17 protein-coding genes are annotated in these 17,380 nt (G+C 64.1%); 13 read left to right on the top strand and 4 right to left on the bottom strand.

Annotation, left to right across the window (positions count from 1 at the left end):
* Positions 1-100 precede the first annotated feature (100 nt).
* The 7 genes from ACVMB0_RS30985 (at position 101) to ACVMB0_RS30955 (ending at position 5,461) form a co-directional block, all read left to right on the top strand.
* A complete protein-coding gene (locus ACVMB0_RS30985) occupies positions 101-1,270 on the top strand; it encodes a DSD1 family PLP-dependent enzyme (RefSeq protein WP_461348645.1) in 1,170 nt (389 codons plus the stop codon).
* A gap of 4 nt (positions 1,271-1,274) precedes the next feature.
* Complete coding sequence (locus ACVMB0_RS30980; protein WP_461348644.1) at positions 1,275-1,661, top strand: RidA family protein; 387 nt, start codon at positions 1,275-1,277, stop codon at positions 1,659-1,661.
* A gap of 64 nt (positions 1,662-1,725) precedes the next feature.
* The gene (locus ACVMB0_RS30975; RefSeq protein ID WP_461348643.1) at positions 1,726-2,418 is read left to right on the top strand and encodes an HAD family hydrolase; all 693 of its coding nucleotides are present in this window, start codon (positions 1,726-1,728) and stop codon (positions 2,416-2,418) included.
* Between the two features lie 24 nt (positions 2,419-2,442).
* Positions 2,443-3,312, top strand: coding sequence for an amino acid ABC transporter substrate-binding protein (locus ACVMB0_RS30970; RefSeq protein WP_461348642.1), 870 nt, complete (start codon positions 2,443-2,445; stop codon positions 3,310-3,312).
* Positions 3,313-3,366: 54 nt separating this feature from the next.
* Positions 3,367-4,074, top strand: coding sequence for an amino acid ABC transporter permease (locus ACVMB0_RS30965; RefSeq protein WP_461348641.1), 708 nt, complete (start codon positions 3,367-3,369; stop codon positions 4,072-4,074).
* Between the two features lie 5 nt (positions 4,075-4,079).
* Positions 4,080-4,730: an amino acid ABC transporter permease gene (locus ACVMB0_RS30960; RefSeq protein WP_461348640.1), complete on the top strand. Its 651-nt coding sequence runs from the start codon at positions 4,080-4,082 to the stop codon at positions 4,728-4,730.
* Positions 4,727-5,461, top strand: coding sequence for an amino acid ABC transporter ATP-binding protein (locus ACVMB0_RS30955; RefSeq protein WP_461348639.1), 735 nt, complete (start codon positions 4,727-4,729; stop codon positions 5,459-5,461). The genes ACVMB0_RS30960 and ACVMB0_RS30955 overlap by 4 nt, the downstream gene beginning before the upstream one ends.
* Before the next feature lie 154 nt (positions 5,462-5,615).
* Here ACVMB0_RS30955 and ACVMB0_RS30950 read toward each other — a convergent pair whose 3' ends face one another.
* Positions 5,616-7,226, bottom strand: coding sequence for an ABC transporter substrate-binding protein (locus ACVMB0_RS30950; RefSeq protein WP_461348638.1), 1,611 nt, complete (start codon positions 7,224-7,226; stop codon positions 5,616-5,618).
* A 136-nt stretch (positions 7,227-7,362) separates the two neighbouring features.
* Positions 7,363-8,844 carry a hypothetical protein gene (locus tag ACVMB0_RS30945; protein ID WP_461348637.1) on the bottom strand — a complete coding sequence of 494 codons (1,482 nt, stop codon included), beginning with the start codon at positions 8,842-8,844 and terminating at the stop codon, positions 7,363-7,365.
* A gap of 269 nt (positions 8,845-9,113) precedes the next feature.
* Here ACVMB0_RS30945 and ACVMB0_RS30940 point away from each other — a divergent pair, with 269 nt between their 5' ends.
* The 4 genes from ACVMB0_RS30940 to ACVMB0_RS30925 all read left to right on the top strand — a co-directional run bounded on the left by ACVMB0_RS30940 (position 9,114) and on the right by ACVMB0_RS30925 (position 14,015).
* The gene (locus ACVMB0_RS30940; RefSeq protein WP_461349742.1) at positions 9,114-9,974 is read left to right on the top strand and encodes an FAD binding domain-containing protein; all 861 of its coding nucleotides are present in this window, start codon (positions 9,114-9,116) and stop codon (positions 9,972-9,974) included.
* 4 nt (positions 9,975-9,978) lie between these two features.
* The gene (locus ACVMB0_RS30935) at positions 9,979-10,476 is read left to right on the top strand and encodes a (2Fe-2S)-binding protein (RefSeq protein ID WP_461348636.1); all 498 of its coding nucleotides are present in this window, start codon (positions 9,979-9,981) and stop codon (positions 10,474-10,476) included.
* Positions 10,473-12,743, top strand: a complete 2,271-nt coding sequence (locus tag ACVMB0_RS30930) for a xanthine dehydrogenase family protein molybdopterin-binding subunit (RefSeq protein WP_461348635.1) — start codon at positions 10,473-10,475, stop codon at positions 12,741-12,743. Before ACVMB0_RS30935 ends, ACVMB0_RS30930 begins: the two co-directional genes overlap by 4 nt.
* A 282-nt stretch (positions 12,744-13,025) precedes the next feature.
* Positions 13,026-14,015, top strand: a complete 990-nt coding sequence (locus tag ACVMB0_RS30925; RefSeq protein WP_461348634.1) for an alpha/beta fold hydrolase — start codon at positions 13,026-13,028, stop codon at positions 14,013-14,015.
* A gap of 28 nt (positions 14,016-14,043) precedes the next feature.
* Here the strand turns inward: ACVMB0_RS30925 and ACVMB0_RS30920 are convergent, their stop codons facing one another.
* On the bottom strand, positions 14,044-14,988 hold the full coding sequence (locus ACVMB0_RS30920) for an ornithine cyclodeaminase family protein (RefSeq protein WP_461348633.1): 945 nt from the start codon (positions 14,986-14,988) through the stop codon (positions 14,044-14,046).
* Between the two features lie 161 nt (positions 14,989-15,149).
* Between ACVMB0_RS30920 and ACVMB0_RS30915 the strand changes: the two genes are divergently transcribed.
* The gene (locus tag ACVMB0_RS30915; protein WP_461348632.1) at positions 15,150-15,890 is read left to right on the top strand and encodes a bestrophin-like domain; all 741 of its coding nucleotides are present in this window, start codon (positions 15,150-15,152) and stop codon (positions 15,888-15,890) included.
* A 163-nt stretch (positions 15,891-16,053) separates the two neighbouring features.
* Here ACVMB0_RS30915 and ACVMB0_RS30910 read toward each other — a convergent pair whose 3' ends face one another.
* Positions 16,054-16,635: an HdeD family acid-resistance protein gene (locus tag ACVMB0_RS30910; RefSeq protein WP_461348631.1), complete on the bottom strand. Its 582-nt coding sequence runs from the start codon at positions 16,633-16,635 to the stop codon at positions 16,054-16,056.
* A 239-nt stretch (positions 16,636-16,874) separates the two neighbouring features.
* On the opposite strand from ACVMB0_RS30910, the gene ACVMB0_RS30905 reads away from it, so the two are divergent.
* Positions 16,875-17,096: a dodecin gene (locus ACVMB0_RS30905; RefSeq protein WP_461348630.1), complete on the top strand. Its 222-nt coding sequence runs from the start codon at positions 16,875-16,877 to the stop codon at positions 17,094-17,096.
* The last annotated feature ends 284 nt before the right edge of the window (positions 17,097-17,380 follow it).

Raw genomic sequence — 17,380 nt, 5'->3', positions numbered from 1 at the left:
ATATAATATGCAATGGCGCTTGGCCATCGCCGTACCGGGTGCCGCCAATGCTCAAACAGCTGCGGCGACCTCCATTACCTGTCGCGTGGATTAGTCGGCCATGTCGCCTGCCGTCGCCTATTCCCGCCAGGAGATTGGTCAACCGCTCGCCGTGCTGGAGACGCCGTGTCTGGTGCTCGAAAGATCCCGGCTGATGACGAACGTCGCCCGATTGAGGCGGCATCTCCAGCCGCTCGGTGTCAGACTGCGTCCGCATCTCAAGACCGCCAAGAGCATCGACGTCGCGCGGTTGGTGATGGATGGCGTGCAAGGCCCGATCACGGTCTCGACGCTGAAGGAGGCCGAATACTTCTTCGGCCACGGCGTGAGCGATCTGCTCTATGCGGTCGGCATCGCCCCGAACAAGCTCGATCATGTCTTCGATCTGCGGCGGCGTGGCGCCAACCTGGCGATCGTTCTCGACAATCTGGAGACCGCGCAACTGGTGGCGGCGAAGAGCGCCGAGCGGCGCGATCCGCTTCCCGTCCTGATCGAGGTCGATACCGACGAGCATCGTTCCGGAATCAAGCCGTCCGACGATGCGCTCGTCGCCGTCGGTCGCGCCCTTCACGCAGGCGGCGCGATGCTCCGTGGTGTGATGACTCATGCCGGCAGTTCCTACGGCTTGCATGACCCGGCATCGTTCGCGGCGATGGCCGAGCAGGAACGGTCTGGCATCGTCGCGGCTGCCGCTGCGCTTCGAACAGCGGGACTGCCGTGTCCGGAGGTCAGCGCAGGCTCCACGCCGACCGCTCATTTTGCCCGCGACCTGACCGGCATCACCGAGGTCCGCGCCGGAGTGTTCATGTTCTTCGACCTGGTCATGGCGGGGATCGGCGTGTGCGATATCGGTGACATCGCCCTCTCGGTGCTCGCGACAGTGATCGGCCATCAGCACGACAAAGGCTGGATCATCGTCGATGCCGGCTGGATGGCGATGTCGCGTGATCGCGGCACAGCGCGCCTCCCGGTCGACCAAGGTTACGGCATGGTCTGCGATCTCGCGGGCGATCCGATCCCGGATCTGATCATGATCGACGCCAATCAGGAACATGGCATTCTGGCTGCGCGTCCCGGGTCTCACCGCGCCGCGCCGCAGCTTCCAATTGGCGCGATGGTTCGGATCTTTCCCAACCATGCCTGTGCCACCGGCGCCCAACATGACCGCTACTACGTCGTCGACCAGGATCGGGCCGTGTCCGCCATCTGGCCGCGCATCCATGGATGGTGACCCGATGTCGATCCCAATCAAAGCCATTGCAACCGACGCAGCTCCGCAGGCCTTTGGCCATTACGCGCAGGCGACGGAGGCTGCGGGCGTCGTGTACGTGTCGGGTCAACTCGCCGCCCGAGCAGATGGGGCGTCGCTCGCGGACCAGTCTTTCGAGGTCCAGGCCCGCCAGGCACTCGCCAACGTCATCGCAATCGCCGAGAGCGCAGGCCTCGGCCGCGATCGCATCGCAAAAGTGACGGCCTATCTCGTCGGCGTCGAACACTGGGCGGCGTTCAACGCGATTTATGCCGAGGTCTTCGGGACCCACCGCCCGGCGCGCGCCGTGGTCCCGGTTCCTGAGCTCCATCATGGTTACCTGATCGAACTTGAAGCGATCGCGGTGCGGTGAAGCCAGGCTACCTCGGGCAGCGCACACGCATTCAGAACCACAGCATTCATCTGGAATTCGATCAATGAATAGCGAAATCCCTCCGGAACGCCTCAAGCCAAAGCTGATGTCGTTCGATGTGTTCGGCACGCTGATCAGCGTTCGCGACAGCTCCTACGGTGCCTTCGAGCGCATCCTGTCTGACGCCGGTGCGTCTCATGTCGACGTCAAGGCGTTCTGGGAACATTGGGAGCATCGGAACATCGCGCACTATTGGGACTCCTATCGCTCGTATCGCGAGATTTGCGAACTCTCGCTTGCCGAGACGTTCGCGCATTTCAAGGTGGTGGGCGACTGTCGCCTGATCGATCGCTACTTCGAGGCCTTTCCGCGCTTCTTCCTTTACGACGATGTCGTCCGCACGCTGGACCTGCTGTCGCGTCACTACAGATTGGCAGTTGTCTCCAACATCGACGATGATCTTCTGGCGCTGACGCCCCTGAAGCGAAGCTTCGATCTCGTATGCACCGCACAACGGGCGCAGGGCTACAAGCCTGACGGCACGCTGTTTCGCTACCTGATCGAGAATTCAGGCGTCGCGAAGGACGAGATCCTTCACTCCGGCCAATCGCAATTCACCGACCTCGTCGGCGGCAAACCGCTCGGATTGACCATTGCCTGGATCAACCGGCGCCGGATCGCCCTCGACGCGTCGGTCCCGCGCCCGGATTTCATTGTCCCGGATATCCAGTCGCTCTGCCGTATCGTCCACACCTGACACCAACGCAACGAGGAGCATGAGATGTTCGCTGGAAAGATTGCTCTGCTGACCGCTATCGTCGCGGCTCTTCTGCCGGTGCTGGCAAAGGCGCAGGAAGCCGATACCGCCTTGCGGCGCATTCAACAGAACAAGGCGGTCACGATCGGTTTTCGTGAAAGCGCGCAGCCATTCGCCTATCTCGACGAGAACAAGCAGGCGAGCGGCTATTCGATCGATGTCTGCAAGAGGATCGTCCAGGAGATCGGTCGCAAGCTCAACATCCCCGACATCCAGATCAAGTATGTGCCGGTGACGCCGCAAACGCGGATTCCGCTGATCGCCAACGGAACGGTGGATATCGAATGCGGAACCACCGTCAATTCATTGGCCCGTCAGGAACAGGTCGACTTCAGCTATGCCGTCGCGCTCGCCGAGGGCCGGCTCCTGGTGAAAAAGACATCGCACATCCAGGATCTTGCTGACCTGAATGGCAAGATTGTCGCGCTTGCCGCAGGCACCACGGCCGAGCGCTATGTGCGGGTCGCGCTGGACCGGAACAAAGTCAATGTCCGGGTGCTCCAGGTCCGGGACAACGCGGAAGGACTGCTCGCGGTTAACTCGCAGCGGGCCGACGCCTTCGTCAACGATGCCGTCTTGCTCGGCGGTGCGCTCCGCACGGCGCAGAACAAGGATGACTTCGCTGTGGTCGGCAAGCCGCTGTCGTTCGAGCAGGTCGCTTTCATGGTCAGCAAGAACAATTCCGGCCTCTTGACCATCATCAACGGAACCATTGCCCGCCTGCTTGCCAGCGGCGACCTTCAAAAACTCTATGACCAATGGATCACGCCCTATGGCGTGCCGATCGAGGGTGAGGTGGACAGCCTGTTCAAGATCGAAGCCATCGCGGAATGACAAGCCAGCGGCCCTGATTTCTCTTTCGATGATCGACCAACGAGACGCTGCGTCATGAACTACCGGTGGAATTGGGGTCTTCTCTTCAATGAGCCTTATGCCGGCTGGCTGCTGACCGGGCTGGGCTGGACCGTCGCGCTGTCCATCACGGGCTGGCTCATCGCGTTGCTGCTCGGAACAGCCCTTGGCGTTGCCCGCACGTCATCATTGCGCTGGGTGCGGCTCTTTTCCGGCTTCTATGTCTCGGTGTTCCGTAACATTCCGCTCCTCTTGCAGATGTTCGTGTGGTTCTTTGTGGTGCCGGAATTGCTGCCTGCCAGGCTCGGCCTTTGGTTCAAGCGGGATCTGCCGAACCCCGAGTTCTGGACCGCCGCACTGGCGCTGGCGTTCTATACGTCGGGCCGTCTGGCCGAGCTGTTTCGCGCCGGACTGCAGGCCGTTCCCCGCGGGCAGAGGATGGCAGCCGATGCAACCGGCATGAACCGGACACAGGCCTTGCGCTACGTCGTCATGCCTCAGGCCCTGCGGATTATCCTGCCGCCGCTCACCTCGGAGTTCTTGTCCATCGTCAAGAACTCGTCGCTGGCCTTGACCATCGGCGTGCTCGAGCTGACGGCGCAAAGCCGGCAGATCGAGAACTTCACCTTTCACGGATTTGAAGCATTCGCCGCCGCGACAGCCTTCTACGTCCTGGTCGCGCTCGTTCTCAATCTGGTCATGGTTTGCCTGCAGCGAACCCTGGCTCTGCCCGTAGCGGTGTAACTCCGATGCCCGACTATTCGTTCATCGTGCGAAACGCCAGCTTTCTCCTTGACGGCCTGTTGCTCAGCCTGGCCCTGACGCTGATCGGCGTTATCGGCGGCCTTGCCGTCGGCACCGCGCTGGCGCTGGCCCGGCTGTTCGCTGGCGCCATCGGCAATCGTGCGGTGGATGTCTACGTCTTCGTATTTCGCGCGATTCCGCTCATCCTCGTGATCTTCTGGTTCTATTTCATGGTGCCTTTGATCCTGGGCAGACCGGTCGGCGCCTGGACCTCGGCGATCGTCGCCTTCGCGCTGTTCGAAGGCGCCTATTACAGCGAAATCCTCCGGGCCGGCCTGAAGAGCGTGCGTCCAGGACAACTGAACGCGGCACTCGCCAGCGGCATGAGCCGGGCGCAAGCACTGCGTTATGTGATCTTTCCGCAGGCGTTTACCGCCATGATCCCGATCTTCCTCACCCAGGCGATCATCCTGTTTCAGGACACGTCGCTGGTCTTCGTCGTCTCGCTGCACGACTTCCTGACCGCGACATCGATTATTGCCAACCGGGATGGACGGCTGATCGAAGCCTATACGTTCGCGTGTCTCGTCTATTACCTGATCTGCCTTGCGGCGACTGCCGGCGTGGAAAAGCTGAAGAGGACATTCGCCCGATGATCGAATTCAACGGCGTCAACAAATATTACGGCGCACATCACGTGCTTCGCGATGTCACGATGACGGTCTCGCGTGGAGAGGTCGTCGTGGTCTGCGGGCCTTCCGGATCCGGCAAGTCGACGCTGATCAAGTGCGTCAACGCACTCGAGCCCTATCAGGACGGCCGGATTGTCGTGGACGGAATCGATGTCGGCAGCACGGCACGATCTGCCACGCAGTTGCGGCGGCGGGTCGGCATGGTATTCCAGAATTTCGAGCTCTATCCGCACCTCAGCGTCATCGATAACATCTGTCTCGCGCAGCGCGTTGTCCTCAGGCGCGAGGCCGATGAAGCGAGACAGCGGGCCCGGCGGCTGCTCGATCGGGTCGGCCTGAAGGACAAGGAAGCGGTGTATCCGGCGAGCCTGTCGGGAGGCCAGCAGCAGCGGGTAGCGATTGCGCGTGCGTTGGCGCTCGATCCCGAGATCATGCTGTTCGACGAGCCGACGTCCGCGCTGGATCCGGAAATGATCAATGAGGTCCTCGACGTCATGACGGCGCTTGCTGCCGACGGCATGACCATGATGGTGGTGACCCACGAGATGGGATTTGCGCGCCGCGTCGCCGGCCGCGTGGTGTTCATGGATAGAGGCGAGGTGGTGGAGGACTGTCCGACCGGCGAGTTTTTCGGCAATCGGCAGTCCCGCTCCGATCGCGCGCAACTATTTCTTGAAAAGATATTGTCTCATTGAGGAGGCGCGATTTCGGAATATTGGAAATGTACCCCTGAGTTGCCCGACGTGTCAAGCTGCCTTGTCGCGCTGCTTTGTCGAACTTCGGCAGCCGCCGGCTCCTTTGCATGGGGTTGTTTTCGACATTTTTGATTTTGGCTGTGCGCGGCTGCGGCTATTCGGTCTTGTCGATGTTCCAGAACACCGGCGGCACCGGGCCTTCCAGCACGCCGGTGAGCGATTTGCGCCAGGCGCTCGCGGCGCGGAACTGGCCGAGCGGGATATAGATCACCTGTTCATAGGCTTGTTTCTGGATCTCGACCGCGAGCTTCTTCTGCTCTTCGGGCGACGTCGCGCGGGCGTAGGCGTCGCGCAGCTGCTCGAGCCTGGCGTCCTCGGGCCAGCCGAACCAGGCGCGCTTGCCGTTGGCGGCGATCAAATTGTTGCCGACCGGATTCATCACCTCGGTGGCGCCGGTGAAGGTGAAGAACATGTTCCAGCCGCCGTCCTTGGGCGGCTTCTGGCTGGCGCGGCGGCTCACCAGGGTCTGCCAGTCCATCACCTGCGCGTCGACGTTGAAGCCGGCCTCGCGCAGCTTCTGTGCCGTCACGGTCGGCGGCCCCTTCAGCGTCTGGTTGTCGCCGGGGATCATGATAACGACCGGCGTGCCGTCATAGCCCGAGGCCGCCAGCGCCTTCTTCGCTTCCGCCATGCCGTTGCCCTTGATCAGCGTCTCCGCACCGGCGTCGCTGGCGAGCGGTGTGTTGCAGGCGAAATAGGCGCCGCAGATCTCGTAGAATTTCGGGTTGCCGATGGTGGCGTCGAGCACGTCCTTCTGGTTCAGCGCCAGGAACGCGGCACGGCGGATCTTGGGGTTGTCGAACGGCGGATGCAGGAAATTCATCCGGCCCTCGATCTGGAAGCCGAACTTGTTCAGTACGCCGACGGACAGATCGGAGTTGGCCTCGAGGATCGGCAGCAGGTCGACCGACGGCTGTTCCAGGAAATCGACGTCGCCGGATTGCAGCGCGTTGATCGCGGTCTGCGCGTCGGGCATCGTCACCCATTCGACGCGGTCGACTTTCGCGATCTTGCCGCCCGACAGCCAATCCGGCTTCTCCTTGCGCGGCAGATAGTCGGCGTTGCGCTCATACACTGCCTTGACGCCGGGCTGGAATTCGGCCGTCACGAATTTGAACGGGCCGGAGCCGATCTGCTCGGCGATCTGCTTGCCGGGCGGCGTCTCCGCCAACCGTTTCGGCATCATGAAGGCGACATAGGAGGACGGCTTTGCCAGCGTCTCCAGCACCAGGCCGTAGGGCTCCCTGAGCTTGAGCACGATCGTCTTCGCCCCGCTGGTCTCGAGCGATGCGGTGAATTCAGCCAGCTTCTGCGCCCCGCCGTCGACCGTGCCCCAGCGCTTCAGCGAAGCAACGCAGTCCTCGGAGGTGACCGGCGCGCCGTCGTGCCATTTCAGGCCGTTGCGCAGCGTGAAGGTGTAGCTGAGCTTGTCGTCCGAGACGGTCCAGTCCGCCATCTGCGGTCGGACCTTGAAGGCTGAATCGATGCCGAGCAGCGTGTCGTAGACCATGTAGCCATGGTCGCGGGTGATGTAGGCGGTGGTGAAACCGGGATCGATGATGCGCAGGTCCGAATGCATCACGGCGGTGATAGTCTTGCCCTTGGCCGCGGCGAGGGCGCGCGACGAAAGCATCGCCGGGGCTGCGATCACAGGCGGCACGCTGGCCGCGAGCTTGAGGAGCGTTCTGCGCGAAACATCGACCATTCGCCGTCTCCCGATTTGTCCTTGCGCCGGCACGCATGCCACAGCGACCGGCATGCTTGACCAATCCGCTGGCTAAAGCAAGCAAGAGCCGGGCCATCGCGAGCGAGGCGGCTGCGGCATTGCGCTGCGTAAGCGTTCACTGCTTGAGGGCGTAGCCGAGCAGGCGTTCGTTCTCGCCGAGCTTCTCGCAATCCGCCGCGTTCGAGGCGAAGTGCGATTGTTCCCGCGCGCTGTAGCATTGGTATAGCGGAAGCGTTTCGGGGCGCGCTTGCGCATAGACCCAGCCGGCGGTGCGCAGCCGGTGATAGGCGCGGGATTCGCAAAAGCCCTTCTCCGCCAGCAGATGATCGGGATGGCCAGGGCGCTCACTGACGCAATCTTCCAACTCCGTCGTCGGCGCGTCGGCATGGGCTGTCGTCATCAGGTAGCCGGATCGCGCTTCGAGCCGGTACGCGCTACCGTTGCCGGGAACGGGTCCCGTGGTGGACCAGCGGTCGTGCAGCCCTGAATTGTACCAGCGCGCGAGCTGCACGCCGACCTGCGCGCCGGACGGCGTGTCGCTGCGTGTCACTTCGATCGGCCTGAACACCAGATAGTGGTCCGCATGCCCGCCGCCCGGCGGCGACCAGGCGTGCACCAGCATCCATGTGTTGGAGAGCTGGTTGCCGCCATTGGTGGCGTCGAGCAGCACGGGGTAGGTGACGAGTTCCGACGGCGCCGGGCGCTGCCAGACGCCGGGATCAAGGGCCAGCAGCGGCTCCGGCATCGCCTTGAGCGTCACGTGATCACGGGTCAGGAACAGGCCGAGGCCGCCCGGCACCCAGCCGGTCAATATGAGCTCGTCGCTCGTCGTCCAACGCGCGACGCTGACGCCTGAGCCTGCCATCAGCCGCGTAGCCTCGCCGCCGAGCCCGGGCTGGTCCCAGCGGCCATCGAAAAATTTGCTCCATTTGCCCGGCGCGGGATCCGTCACCGGCGCCCGCGCGACGATCAGCCCGGCATCGCGCGGCCGGAAGCAGTAGGCGTAGAAGAAGCCGTCATGCGCATCGACCGCGGTGCAGTCGCCTTCGCCGGTGTTCTTGCCCGGTGTCGGACGGTCGGTGCCGGTGATGATCTGGCCGAGGCTCTTCCAGGTCAGCCCGTCGTCGGCCGAGGTCGCCAGCGCCATCGACTTGTGGGTCTGGCCCGCCGGATAATTGCACGCAGTTTCGTCATGGATGAAGCCGAGCACGCTCGTGCCGCGGCGCTCCGCATGGTTCAGCCATTGCCCGCAGGAATCGACACTGCCGGGTGGCCCCGGCCGCAACACCACGCGGGCGGGGCCTGCCATGGCCGACGGCCGGGCGCCATCGATCGCGCGGGTCTCGCCATGGGCGTCGAAGCCGCGAAAGCGGCCGTTCGGCAGCGCGATCTCGTTGAACCGGTTGTCGGCGATATCGGCCGCGGGGCCGCGGACGATGGTGGGGGTGCCGACCCGGATGCGGATGCAGGTGACGCAGACGTCATTGCTCGCCGCTGCGGCGCCGGAACGTTCCGCTGCCGCCCAAACCATCAGCATGGCGGCGAGGGCGATGATCCACGGCCGGCAGTGGCCGCGGACGGATGAACGACACTGCATGCCGCATTATGGCGTGGGCCGTTGAGGGATTTGTGCCGCGCGCAACACTATCGCGTGATTGCACAGTGCGCGGCCGCGGCGCGCCGCTTCGACGCCGCGCAAGCGCGCATCCTGCATAGGAGCCTGCGCTTCCTGCCACACCTCGCAGGCTGTTCGGACCCCGATCCGCCGTGTAGGCTCACTATCCTGCCGGCCAGCAATAAGGCCACATCCCGGAAATTCAGGGGAACAAGCAGTCGAGGGAGACCGGAAGAACAGCCATGACCGATATCCGATACGTAGCACCGCGCACGCTTGATGAAGCGATTGGCGCATTTGCTGCCGCCGGAAGTGCCGCCCGCATTATGGCAGGGGGCACCGATTTGTTGGTGCAAATGCGCTCCGGCCTGGTGCGGCCGGGATTGATCGTCGACATCAAGAAGATCGGCGAGATGACCGAGATCACCGAGACCGCCGATGGCGGTTTTCGCGTCGGCGCCGCCGTTTCCGGCATGGCGCTCGCCGAGCACGCGCGCTTCGGCAAGGTGTGGCCCGGCGTGCTCGAGGCCGTGAACCTGATCGGCTCCAAGCAGGTGCAGGGCCGGGCCTCCGCCGGCGGCAATCTCTGCAACGGCTCGCCCGCCGGCGACAGCGTGCCGGCGATGATCGCAGCTGGTGCGGTCGTCACCGTGCAGGGGCCGAACGGCCGCCGTGAGATGAAGGTCGAGGACGTGCCGGCCGGACCGGGACGGACCAATCTGAAGCACGGCGAGATCCTCGTCAGCTTCACCTTGCCACCGCGGCCCAAAGGCTCGGGCGACGCTTATCTGCGGATGATCCCACGCACCGAGATGGACATCGCCGTGGTCGGTATCGGCGTCAGCCTGACCCTGAAGGATGGTGTCTGCACCGCGGCCCGCGTCGGTCTCGGCGCGGTGGCGCCGACCGCGCTTTTGGTCGCGTCGGCCGCGCAAGCGCTCGTCGGCTCGAAGCTCGACGATGCCGCACTCGAAGCAGCCAGCTCTGCATGTCGCGCCGCCTGCCGTCCGATCGACGACAAGCGCGGCACCATCGCCTACCGGACAAAAACCGCCGGCGTGCTGCTCAAGCGCACCGCCGCGATCGCCGCCCAACGCGCGGGAGGACACTAGCACTATGCCGAAACTGCACGTCACCACCTCCGTCAACGGTGAGCCGGTCGAATTCCTGTGCGAGCCGTATGAGACCATGCTCGACGCGCTGCGCGGGCAATTGGGGCTCACCGGCTCCAAGGAAGGCTGTTCGTCCGGCGATTGCGGCGCCTGCTCGATCACCCTCGACGGCCGCCTGGTCTGCTCCTGCCTGATGCTCGCGGCCGAAGCCGAGGGCCATGAGATCCGGACGATCGAGGGCATGGCCAAGGGCGAGAAGCTGCATCCCTTGCAGCAGAAATTTCTCGAGCACGCCGCGCTTCAATGCGGCATCTGCACCTCGGGCATGCTGGTCGCCTCCGAGGCGCTGCTCGCCAAAAATTCCAGTCCGACCGAAGAGGAAGTCCGCTTCTGGCTCGCCGGCAATCTCTGCCGGTGCACCGGTTACGACAAGATCGTCCGCGCGGTGATGGAGACCGCGGCTGAAATGCGGGAGCAAGGAATCCAGGAGGCTGCACGATGAACGTCGTCAACAACAAATGGATCGGCCAGCGCACCATCCGGCCTGATGGCGTCGACAAGGTCACCGGCCGCGCGGCGTTTGCCGCCGACACCACCATGCCCGGCATGATCTGGGGCAAGGTGCTGCGCAGCCCGCATCCGCATGCCCGCATCAAGTCGATCAGCACGGCCAGGGCCGAGGCGCTGCCCGGCGTCAAGGCGGTGGTCACCGCGCGTGACATCGTCGATTTCCCGATCGAGAAGGGCGCCGTGATGCTCGGCATTCAGGACATGCGCTGGATGTGCCGCAACGTGATGGCTCGCGACAAGGCGCTATTCCCCGGCCATCCCGTTGCCGCCGTCGCCGCGACCACGGAGGCGATCGCCGCCGAAGCCTGCAAGCTGATCGAGGTCGACTACGAGGTGCTGCCCTGGGCGATCGAGATCGACGACGCGCTGAAGGCTGATGCGCCGATCCTGCACGAGTTCAACAGATTCGACGGCAGGCCCTCGAACATCATGGGCCGCATCGAATCCAAGAAGGGCGACATCGCGCAGGGATTCAAGGACGCCGAGATCGTGATCGAGCGCTGCTTCACGACGCGCCCGGTGCACCAGGGCTATATCGAGCCGCATGCCTGCCTGATCTCGGTTGCGGCCGACGGCAAGACCACGATCTGGTCGTCGAGCCAGGGCCAGTTCATGGTGCGCGCGATGACCTCGATGCTGACCGGCATCCCGCAGAGCGACATTCGTGCCATTCCCGCCGAGATCGGCGGCGGCTTTGGCGGCAAGACCATCGTCTATCTCGAGCCGCTCGCGACCTTGCTGGCCAAGAAATCCGGCCGCCCGGTCAAGATGGTGATGACCCGCGAGGAGGTGATGCGCGCCACCGGGCCGACCTCGGGCTCCAAGAGCACGGTGAAGATCGGCGCCAGGAAGGACGGCACCATCGTCGCCGCCCACGGCAGCTTCTATCTGCAGGCCGGCGCCTTTCCGGGCTCGCCGATCCGCGGCGCGGTCGGGTGCAGCTTCGCTCCTTACGACATTCCGCATGTGCTGTCGGAAGGTTTTGACGTCTGCTCCAACCGCTCCAAGGTCGCGGCCTATCGCGCGCCCGGCGCGCCGATCGGCGCCTATGCGGTGGAATGCGTGCTCGACGAACTCGCGGAAGCGCTCAAGATGGATCCGCTGGCGCTGCGTTTGAAGAACGCGGCCAAGGAAGGCACCAAGGCGGCGCACGGCCCGGTGTTCCCGCGCATCGGCTATATCGAGACGCTGCAAGCCGCGCAGAACCATCCGCATTATGCGGCGCCGCTCGGCAAGCTACAGGGAAAATTACAAGGCCGGGGCGTCGCTAGCGGGTTCTGGTTCAATGCCGGCGGTGAATCCTCAGCCCAAGTCAACATCACCGAGGACGGCAATGTCGTCGTCACGACGGGGCATCCCGACATCGGCGGCTCGCGCGCCGGCATCGCCAACATCTGCGCCGAATTGCTCGGCATCGACTACAAGCGCGTCTCCGTGATCATCGGCGATACGCAAACGGTCGGCTTCTCCAACCTGACCGGCGGCAGCCGCGTGCTGTTCGCCTCCTCGATGGTAGTGACGCAGGCGGCCGACAAGGTGATCGCGACCTTGCGCGAGCGCGCCGCCAAGATCTGGGAGATCGACCCGGAAGCCGTGAAGTGGGAGAACGGCGCCGCGCATCCGGTCAGCCCGAACGCCGGCCAGTTCGAGCCGTTGACGCTCGCCGATCTCGCCGAGAAGGCGCCGTCGCAAGGCGGCCCGATCGGCGCCAGCGTGCAGCTCAACACCCAAGGCGCGGAAGGCGGCTTCGGTACGCATATCTGCGACGTCGAGGTCGATGTCGAGCTCGGGATCGTGCGCGTGATCCGCTACACCGCCGTGCAGGATGTCGGCCGCGCCGTGCATCCGAGCTATGTCGAGGGCCAGCTCCAAGGCGGCGTTGCGCAGGGTATCGGCTGGGCGCTGAACGAGCAGTACATCTACAACAAGGATGGCAAGGTCGATAATCCCGGCTTCCTCGATTATCGCATGCCTGTTTGCTCCGACCTGCCGATGCTCGACTGCGTCTTGGTCGAGGTGCCGAACCCGAAGCATCCGCAGGGCGTCAAGGGCGTCGGCGAGGTGCCGCTGGTGCCGGTCATGGCCGCGGTCGCCAACGCCGTCCACAACGCGCTCGGCAAGCGCTTCTACAGCCTGCCGATGTCGCCGCCGAAGGTGTCGGCGGTGCTGGACGCGCCGACGCAGCAGGCGGCAGAGTAGGGAGCATAGGCGGCTAGGCGAAGTCGTAACCCGCCGTCCTCTGGCCCACTCGCGGCAAAACGTCTTGATGCCGGTCTGCCTGCGTCCGAACCGCAGCGGGACGCGTCATCGTGGCGATTTGGTTGACGGCCGCCCGGTTCCGGTTTCTTCGTCCTGTTTCGTTCCTTTGCTTTGCGTACACAGCATCTGGCTGGACGCGAATAGGAACGCCGACTTCCGCCGATTGTTCTCGGAACGAACAGCGCCTTCATCGTTGCCGGAGTCGGCTCCGGTGGTGCGAGCGTGACACTGCGAACCTGGCCGATCAATATGGCGATCAAGCAAAAGCTGTTAGCTGCTGTCATCATCGCAGCGCTCATGTCTTCCGCGCATGCTGCTCCTTCCGCTCCACCTGCTGGCCTTCCAGCGGGCTTCGACGCGCAGTTCTCTCATCATTACGCGCAGGCCAACGGGGCGCGGTTGCATTATGTCGTTGGCGGTCCCGTGGACGGGCCATTGGTTGTGCTGCTCCACGGTTGGCCGCAGACGTGGTACACGTGGCGAAATGTCATGCCCGACCTCGCCGCCGCCGGTTATCGCGTCGTTGCTGTCGATTATCGCGGTGCCGGTCAGTCCGACAAGACGGCCTCTGGCTACGACAAGGCCGATATGGCGGCAGACATCCGCGCGGTCGTTCAGTCGATCGGGGCGACGAAGGTCAATCTGGTCGGTCGCGATATCGGCGTCATGGTTGCCTACGCCTATGCGGCGCAATGGCCCGGTGAGGTGAAAACGCTCACCATGCTCGACGTGCCGATCCCGGCGACGCCCGCATGGAACGACGCCAAGCACAAGCCCGATCCGGACATCTGGCATTTCGGCTTCTTTCAACGACCCGATATCCCTGAATTGCTGATTGCCGGCCACGAATTCGCTTTCATCCGCAATTTCATTCACGACCGCGAATATCGTCCGATCGCCGACGATGACATTCGCGTTTACGCCGACGCCTATGCTGCGGCTGGCGGACTACGCGCCGGCTTCGAGCTGTACCGCGCATTTCCGCAAGACGAGCAGCGGTTCGCGGAGTTCGAGAAGACCAAGCTGCCGATGCCGGTGCTGGCACTGGCAGGCGACAAGAGCAACGGCACGGTCGAGCTGACGATGGCGCAGCGCCTCGCAAGCGATGTCTCAGGCGGGACCGCGCCGGAGACCGGGCATTGGCTGCCGGACGAAAATCCGGTGTTTCTGTCCGCGCAGCTCGTCAGTTTTCTGCGCGCGCACGATCGATGAGGTTCGGCGGCAGCGCTGGCTTCCGCCGTTACCGTAGCTCTTTCCCCAATTGAGCAAACACCGTCTCGCAGGTCATCAGATCCAGATGCCCGCCGCCGGCATTCTTGAAGAAGGTAATGTCATCGGATGACGTTCGGCCGGCGACCTTGCCGCTCGCGAGATCGTAGTGATCGCCGAGTACGTCGCTCTCCTTGATAGCGCCGCTTGCGATCGGTTGCAGGATGTCGCCGACGCCGTCGAAGGCGGATTCGCGGCGGTCGACGAAGATACGCGAACGCCGGGCCGCCTCGTCGTCGGACTCGCGGGTCTCGGGGGTGAAGCCGCCGACCAGGTCGAGATGGGTCCCGGGCCGCAAATTGGCGCCCTTGACCAGCGGCTCGCGCGAGCGGGTGCAAGTGGTGATGATGTCGGCCTCGGGCGTTGCCGCATCGAGATCGGTGACGGCTTCGGCGGCGATGCCGTCGCCCTCAAGCAGCGTGGCGAGTTCTTGCGCGCGCTCCACCGTCCGGTTCCAGACCCGCACCCGCTTCAACTGCGGCCGCACCGTGCGGTGGCCACGCACCAGCCAGCGCGCCATCTCGCCGGCGCCGACCACCAGCAGCGTCTCGGCATCCGGCCGTGCCAAATGCTTGGCGCCGAGCGCGGAGTCCGCGGCGGTCTTCCAATGGGTGATCTCGGCGGCATCCATCACCGCGAGCGGCTGGCCATTGTTGCCGTCGAACAGCACGCAGACCGCCTGCACGGCCGGCAGCTTGCCGTCGGCGAGGTTGCCCGGGAAGCTGGTGTAGAGCTTGGTCATCATGAAGCGTCCGGCATCGACGGCGCTGCGCGTCACCAGCTGCTGGCCCTTGTCGTCGCCGAGATAGCCGTCGCGCACCGCGATCTTGGGCCGCCGGTGCGCGGCCTCGATCGCCGCGATCAGGATCGGAAAGCTCAGGACGCGGTTGACCTCGCTGTCGTCGACAAAATGCACGTGTCTCTCTCCCTCGGGCGCCGCTGCGCTCCGCCTCGGCGCACCCGGCGCGCCAAAAACGCTCCGGACTGGATAGCGCCTTGGCAGGGCCAGTCAACCGGACATGCACCGCGTCCCTTGCTATCCTGCGCACCTGATTCTCTCGCAGGTCTCCGCAAACCGTGGTCGCATTCGTCGTCGCCGTCCTGATCTTCATCCTGCTGAGCGGCGCCGCGCTTGGGACCATGGCGATCCATGTCCGGTTCGCCGACCATCACCGCAGCGACGAGACCAACACCTCGGTGCGGCTGGTCGCGACGCTGTTCTTCACCATGCCGTCGCTGCTGCTCGGCCTGATGATGAACAACGCGGCCAACACCTATGTGGCGGTCGACCGCAATCTGCATGTGTTCGCCACCGATCTGATCCTGCTCGACCGCAGCCTGCGGCCGCTCGGCCCCAGCGCCGACGAGCCGCGCAGGCGGCTGCTCGCCTATGTCGAGCAGGTGCTCAAGGATGTGCCGATCTCGCGGGCGAACGAGGTCTCCGAACATCTGCTCGACGAGGTCGGCACCAGCCTCCGCGAGCTGCGGTTCGACGACGAGCAGAAGGTCGCGCTGTGGAACGACGCGCGGTCGGTCTATCGCCAGGCGGTGCAGCAGCGCTGGACCTTCGTCGAGCAGTCCGACGGTTCGTTCCCGTCGCCGCTGATCTGCATCCTGGTCGGCTGGCTGACGCTGATGTTTGCCACCCTCGGCTTTCGCGCGCCGCGCAACGCGGTCGTGATCTCGACCTATGTCGCCGCGGCGGCGCTGGTCTCGGCCGCGATCTATCTGATCCTGGAAATGAGCACGCCGTTCTCCGGCCCGATCGAGATTTCCGACCGCCCGCTGGTGCGTGTGGTCGAGGAGATCAGGCGGTAAGCTGCCGGTACCGGCACGCGCTTCCGATTTTTGTCTACCGCGTTCGCGGGCAGAAGGATTGCTTTGCTTCGCTCGCGATGACGGCAGGATGATCAGCGAAAAAGTGCCTGTGACGCAGTGACTTATCCGCCCTATGATCGTGCCTGAGCCGACGAGGGCACCTTCACGCCCTGCGCTTCAGCGCCATGCCCATGCTGATCCAGCTCACACCGGCGCAGATCAGGTCGACGCTGAGGAAGATGCCGAGCACGTAGAGGCTCGACACCGGCCAGCGCGCCAGGATCATGGCGCCGAGCACCAGCGTGATCAGGCCTGATATTGCGACCATGCCCCACGGCGCTTCCGAGTTCATGCCGAAGGCGAGGAAGATGCGGACGATGCCGGAGACGACGAGGGCGATGCCGAGGAACAGCGTCAGCGTCGCCGCGGCGAGCAGCGGGTTCTCGAACGTGATGAAGCCCGCGACGACATAGAGCGCGCCGAGCAGCAGCCAGAACAGGAACTTGCCCCACGTCTTGAACTGGAACGCATTCACGATCTCGGCGGCGCCCGCGACGATCATCATGGCGCCGACGAACAGCACGCTGACGACGGTGGCGAAGAAGACGCTGCCGAAGGCGAGAACGCCCGCGATCAGGTAGATCACGCCGAGGGCAACGATCCAGCCCCACTTGGCGCGAAGGTGGGCAAGCCCGGATCCGAGGCTATGAGGAGGTGTGGCGGGCGAGCTGGACGCTGTAGACATCGTATCGCTCCCGAATGCTTGGCCAAACCATGCTACCATAGGTCAAGGCGCGGAAAAAGACAGCTGCCTCGATGGCACGAAATGCATGCTGGCACCAAACGCGCCGCGACACGTTGATTCAAATCAATCGGTGTGTTGCCGCGCAGCATTCGTTCGGCGACTGCCGGTCTGCATCAGGCGAAGACTGTCCGGATTGACCTGCAGATCGTCCGGATCGCGCATCCACAGAGGAGGTCGACATGCCCGCGACGCACGACAAGGACCACGTCTACAAGATCCTCGAACTGGTCGGATCATCGGACAAGAGTATCGAGGCGGCGATCGAGAACGCGGTGAGCCGCGCCTCGAAGACGATCCGCGAGATGAAATGGTTCGAGGTGGTGCAGACCCGCGGCCACATCGAGGGCGGCAAGGTCGCGCACTACCAGGTGACGCTGCGGGTCGGCTTCACGCTGGAGTAGAGTGCGGGCTCGCTCACGGTAGAGCGCAGCTAATCCCATCCTCAACCGTCATCGCCCGGCTTGACCGGGCGATCCAGTACGCCGCGACTTCTCGGCTCAAGCACTGCTGCCTCTGGAATACTGGATCACCCGCTTTCGCGGGTGATGACAGCGCGTTGTTTGATATCTTGAATCGAGAACCATCCTCATCGTCGTCCTGGCGAATGCAAGGGGACCCATTACCCCACATGGTCATTGTAAAAACGATCCTGGAACGACGAGTCCCGTTCACAACAACCGCTGCG

The sequence above is a fragment of the Bradyrhizobium sp. USDA 4451 genome, assembly GCF_054822585.1.
This window is presented reverse-complemented; position numbering and strand designations above follow the sequence as displayed.

What these genes read in the sequence shown, in the direction of transcription:
- ACVMB0_RS30975 (WP_461348643.1), top strand. Translation starts at nt 1,726, where the DNA reads ATGAATAGCGAAATCCCTCCGGAACGCCTCAAGCCAAAGCTGATGTCG.
- ACVMB0_RS30930 (WP_461348635.1), top strand. Translation starts at nt 10,473, where the DNA reads ATGAACGTCGTCAACAACAAATGGATCGGCCAGCGCACCATCCGGCCT.
- ACVMB0_RS30950 (WP_461348638.1), bottom strand. Translation starts at nt 7,226, where the DNA reads ATGGTCGATGTTTCGCGCAGAACGCTCCTCAAGCTCGCGGCCAGCGTG.
- ACVMB0_RS30910 (WP_461348631.1), bottom strand. Translation starts at nt 16,635, where the DNA reads ATGTCTACAGCGTCCAGCTCGCCCGCCACACCTCCTCATAGCCTCGGA.
- ACVMB0_RS30970 (WP_461348642.1), top strand. Translation starts at nt 2,443, where the DNA reads ATGTTCGCTGGAAAGATTGCTCTGCTGACCGCTATCGTCGCGGCTCTT.
- ACVMB0_RS30980 (WP_461348644.1), top strand. Translation starts at nt 1,275, where the DNA reads ATGTCGATCCCAATCAAAGCCATTGCAACCGACGCAGCTCCGCAGGCC.
- ACVMB0_RS30955 (WP_461348639.1), top strand. Translation starts at nt 4,727, where the DNA reads ATGATCGAATTCAACGGCGTCAACAAATATTACGGCGCACATCACGTG.
- ACVMB0_RS30935 (WP_461348636.1), top strand. Translation starts at nt 9,979, where the DNA reads ATGCCGAAACTGCACGTCACCACCTCCGTCAACGGTGAGCCGGTCGAA.
- ACVMB0_RS30960 (WP_461348640.1), top strand. Translation starts at nt 4,080, where the DNA reads ATGCCCGACTATTCGTTCATCGTGCGAAACGCCAGCTTTCTCCTTGAC.
- ACVMB0_RS30965 (WP_461348641.1), top strand. Translation starts at nt 3,367, where the DNA reads ATGAACTACCGGTGGAATTGGGGTCTTCTCTTCAATGAGCCTTATGCC.
- ACVMB0_RS30905 (WP_461348630.1), top strand. Translation starts at nt 16,875, where the DNA reads ATGCCCGCGACGCACGACAAGGACCACGTCTACAAGATCCTCGAACTG.
- ACVMB0_RS30985 (WP_461348645.1), top strand. Translation starts at nt 101, where the DNA reads ATGTCGCCTGCCGTCGCCTATTCCCGCCAGGAGATTGGTCAACCGCTC.
- ACVMB0_RS30945 (WP_461348637.1), bottom strand. Translation starts at nt 8,844, where the DNA reads ATGCAGTGTCGTTCATCCGTCCGCGGCCACTGCCGGCCGTGGATCATC.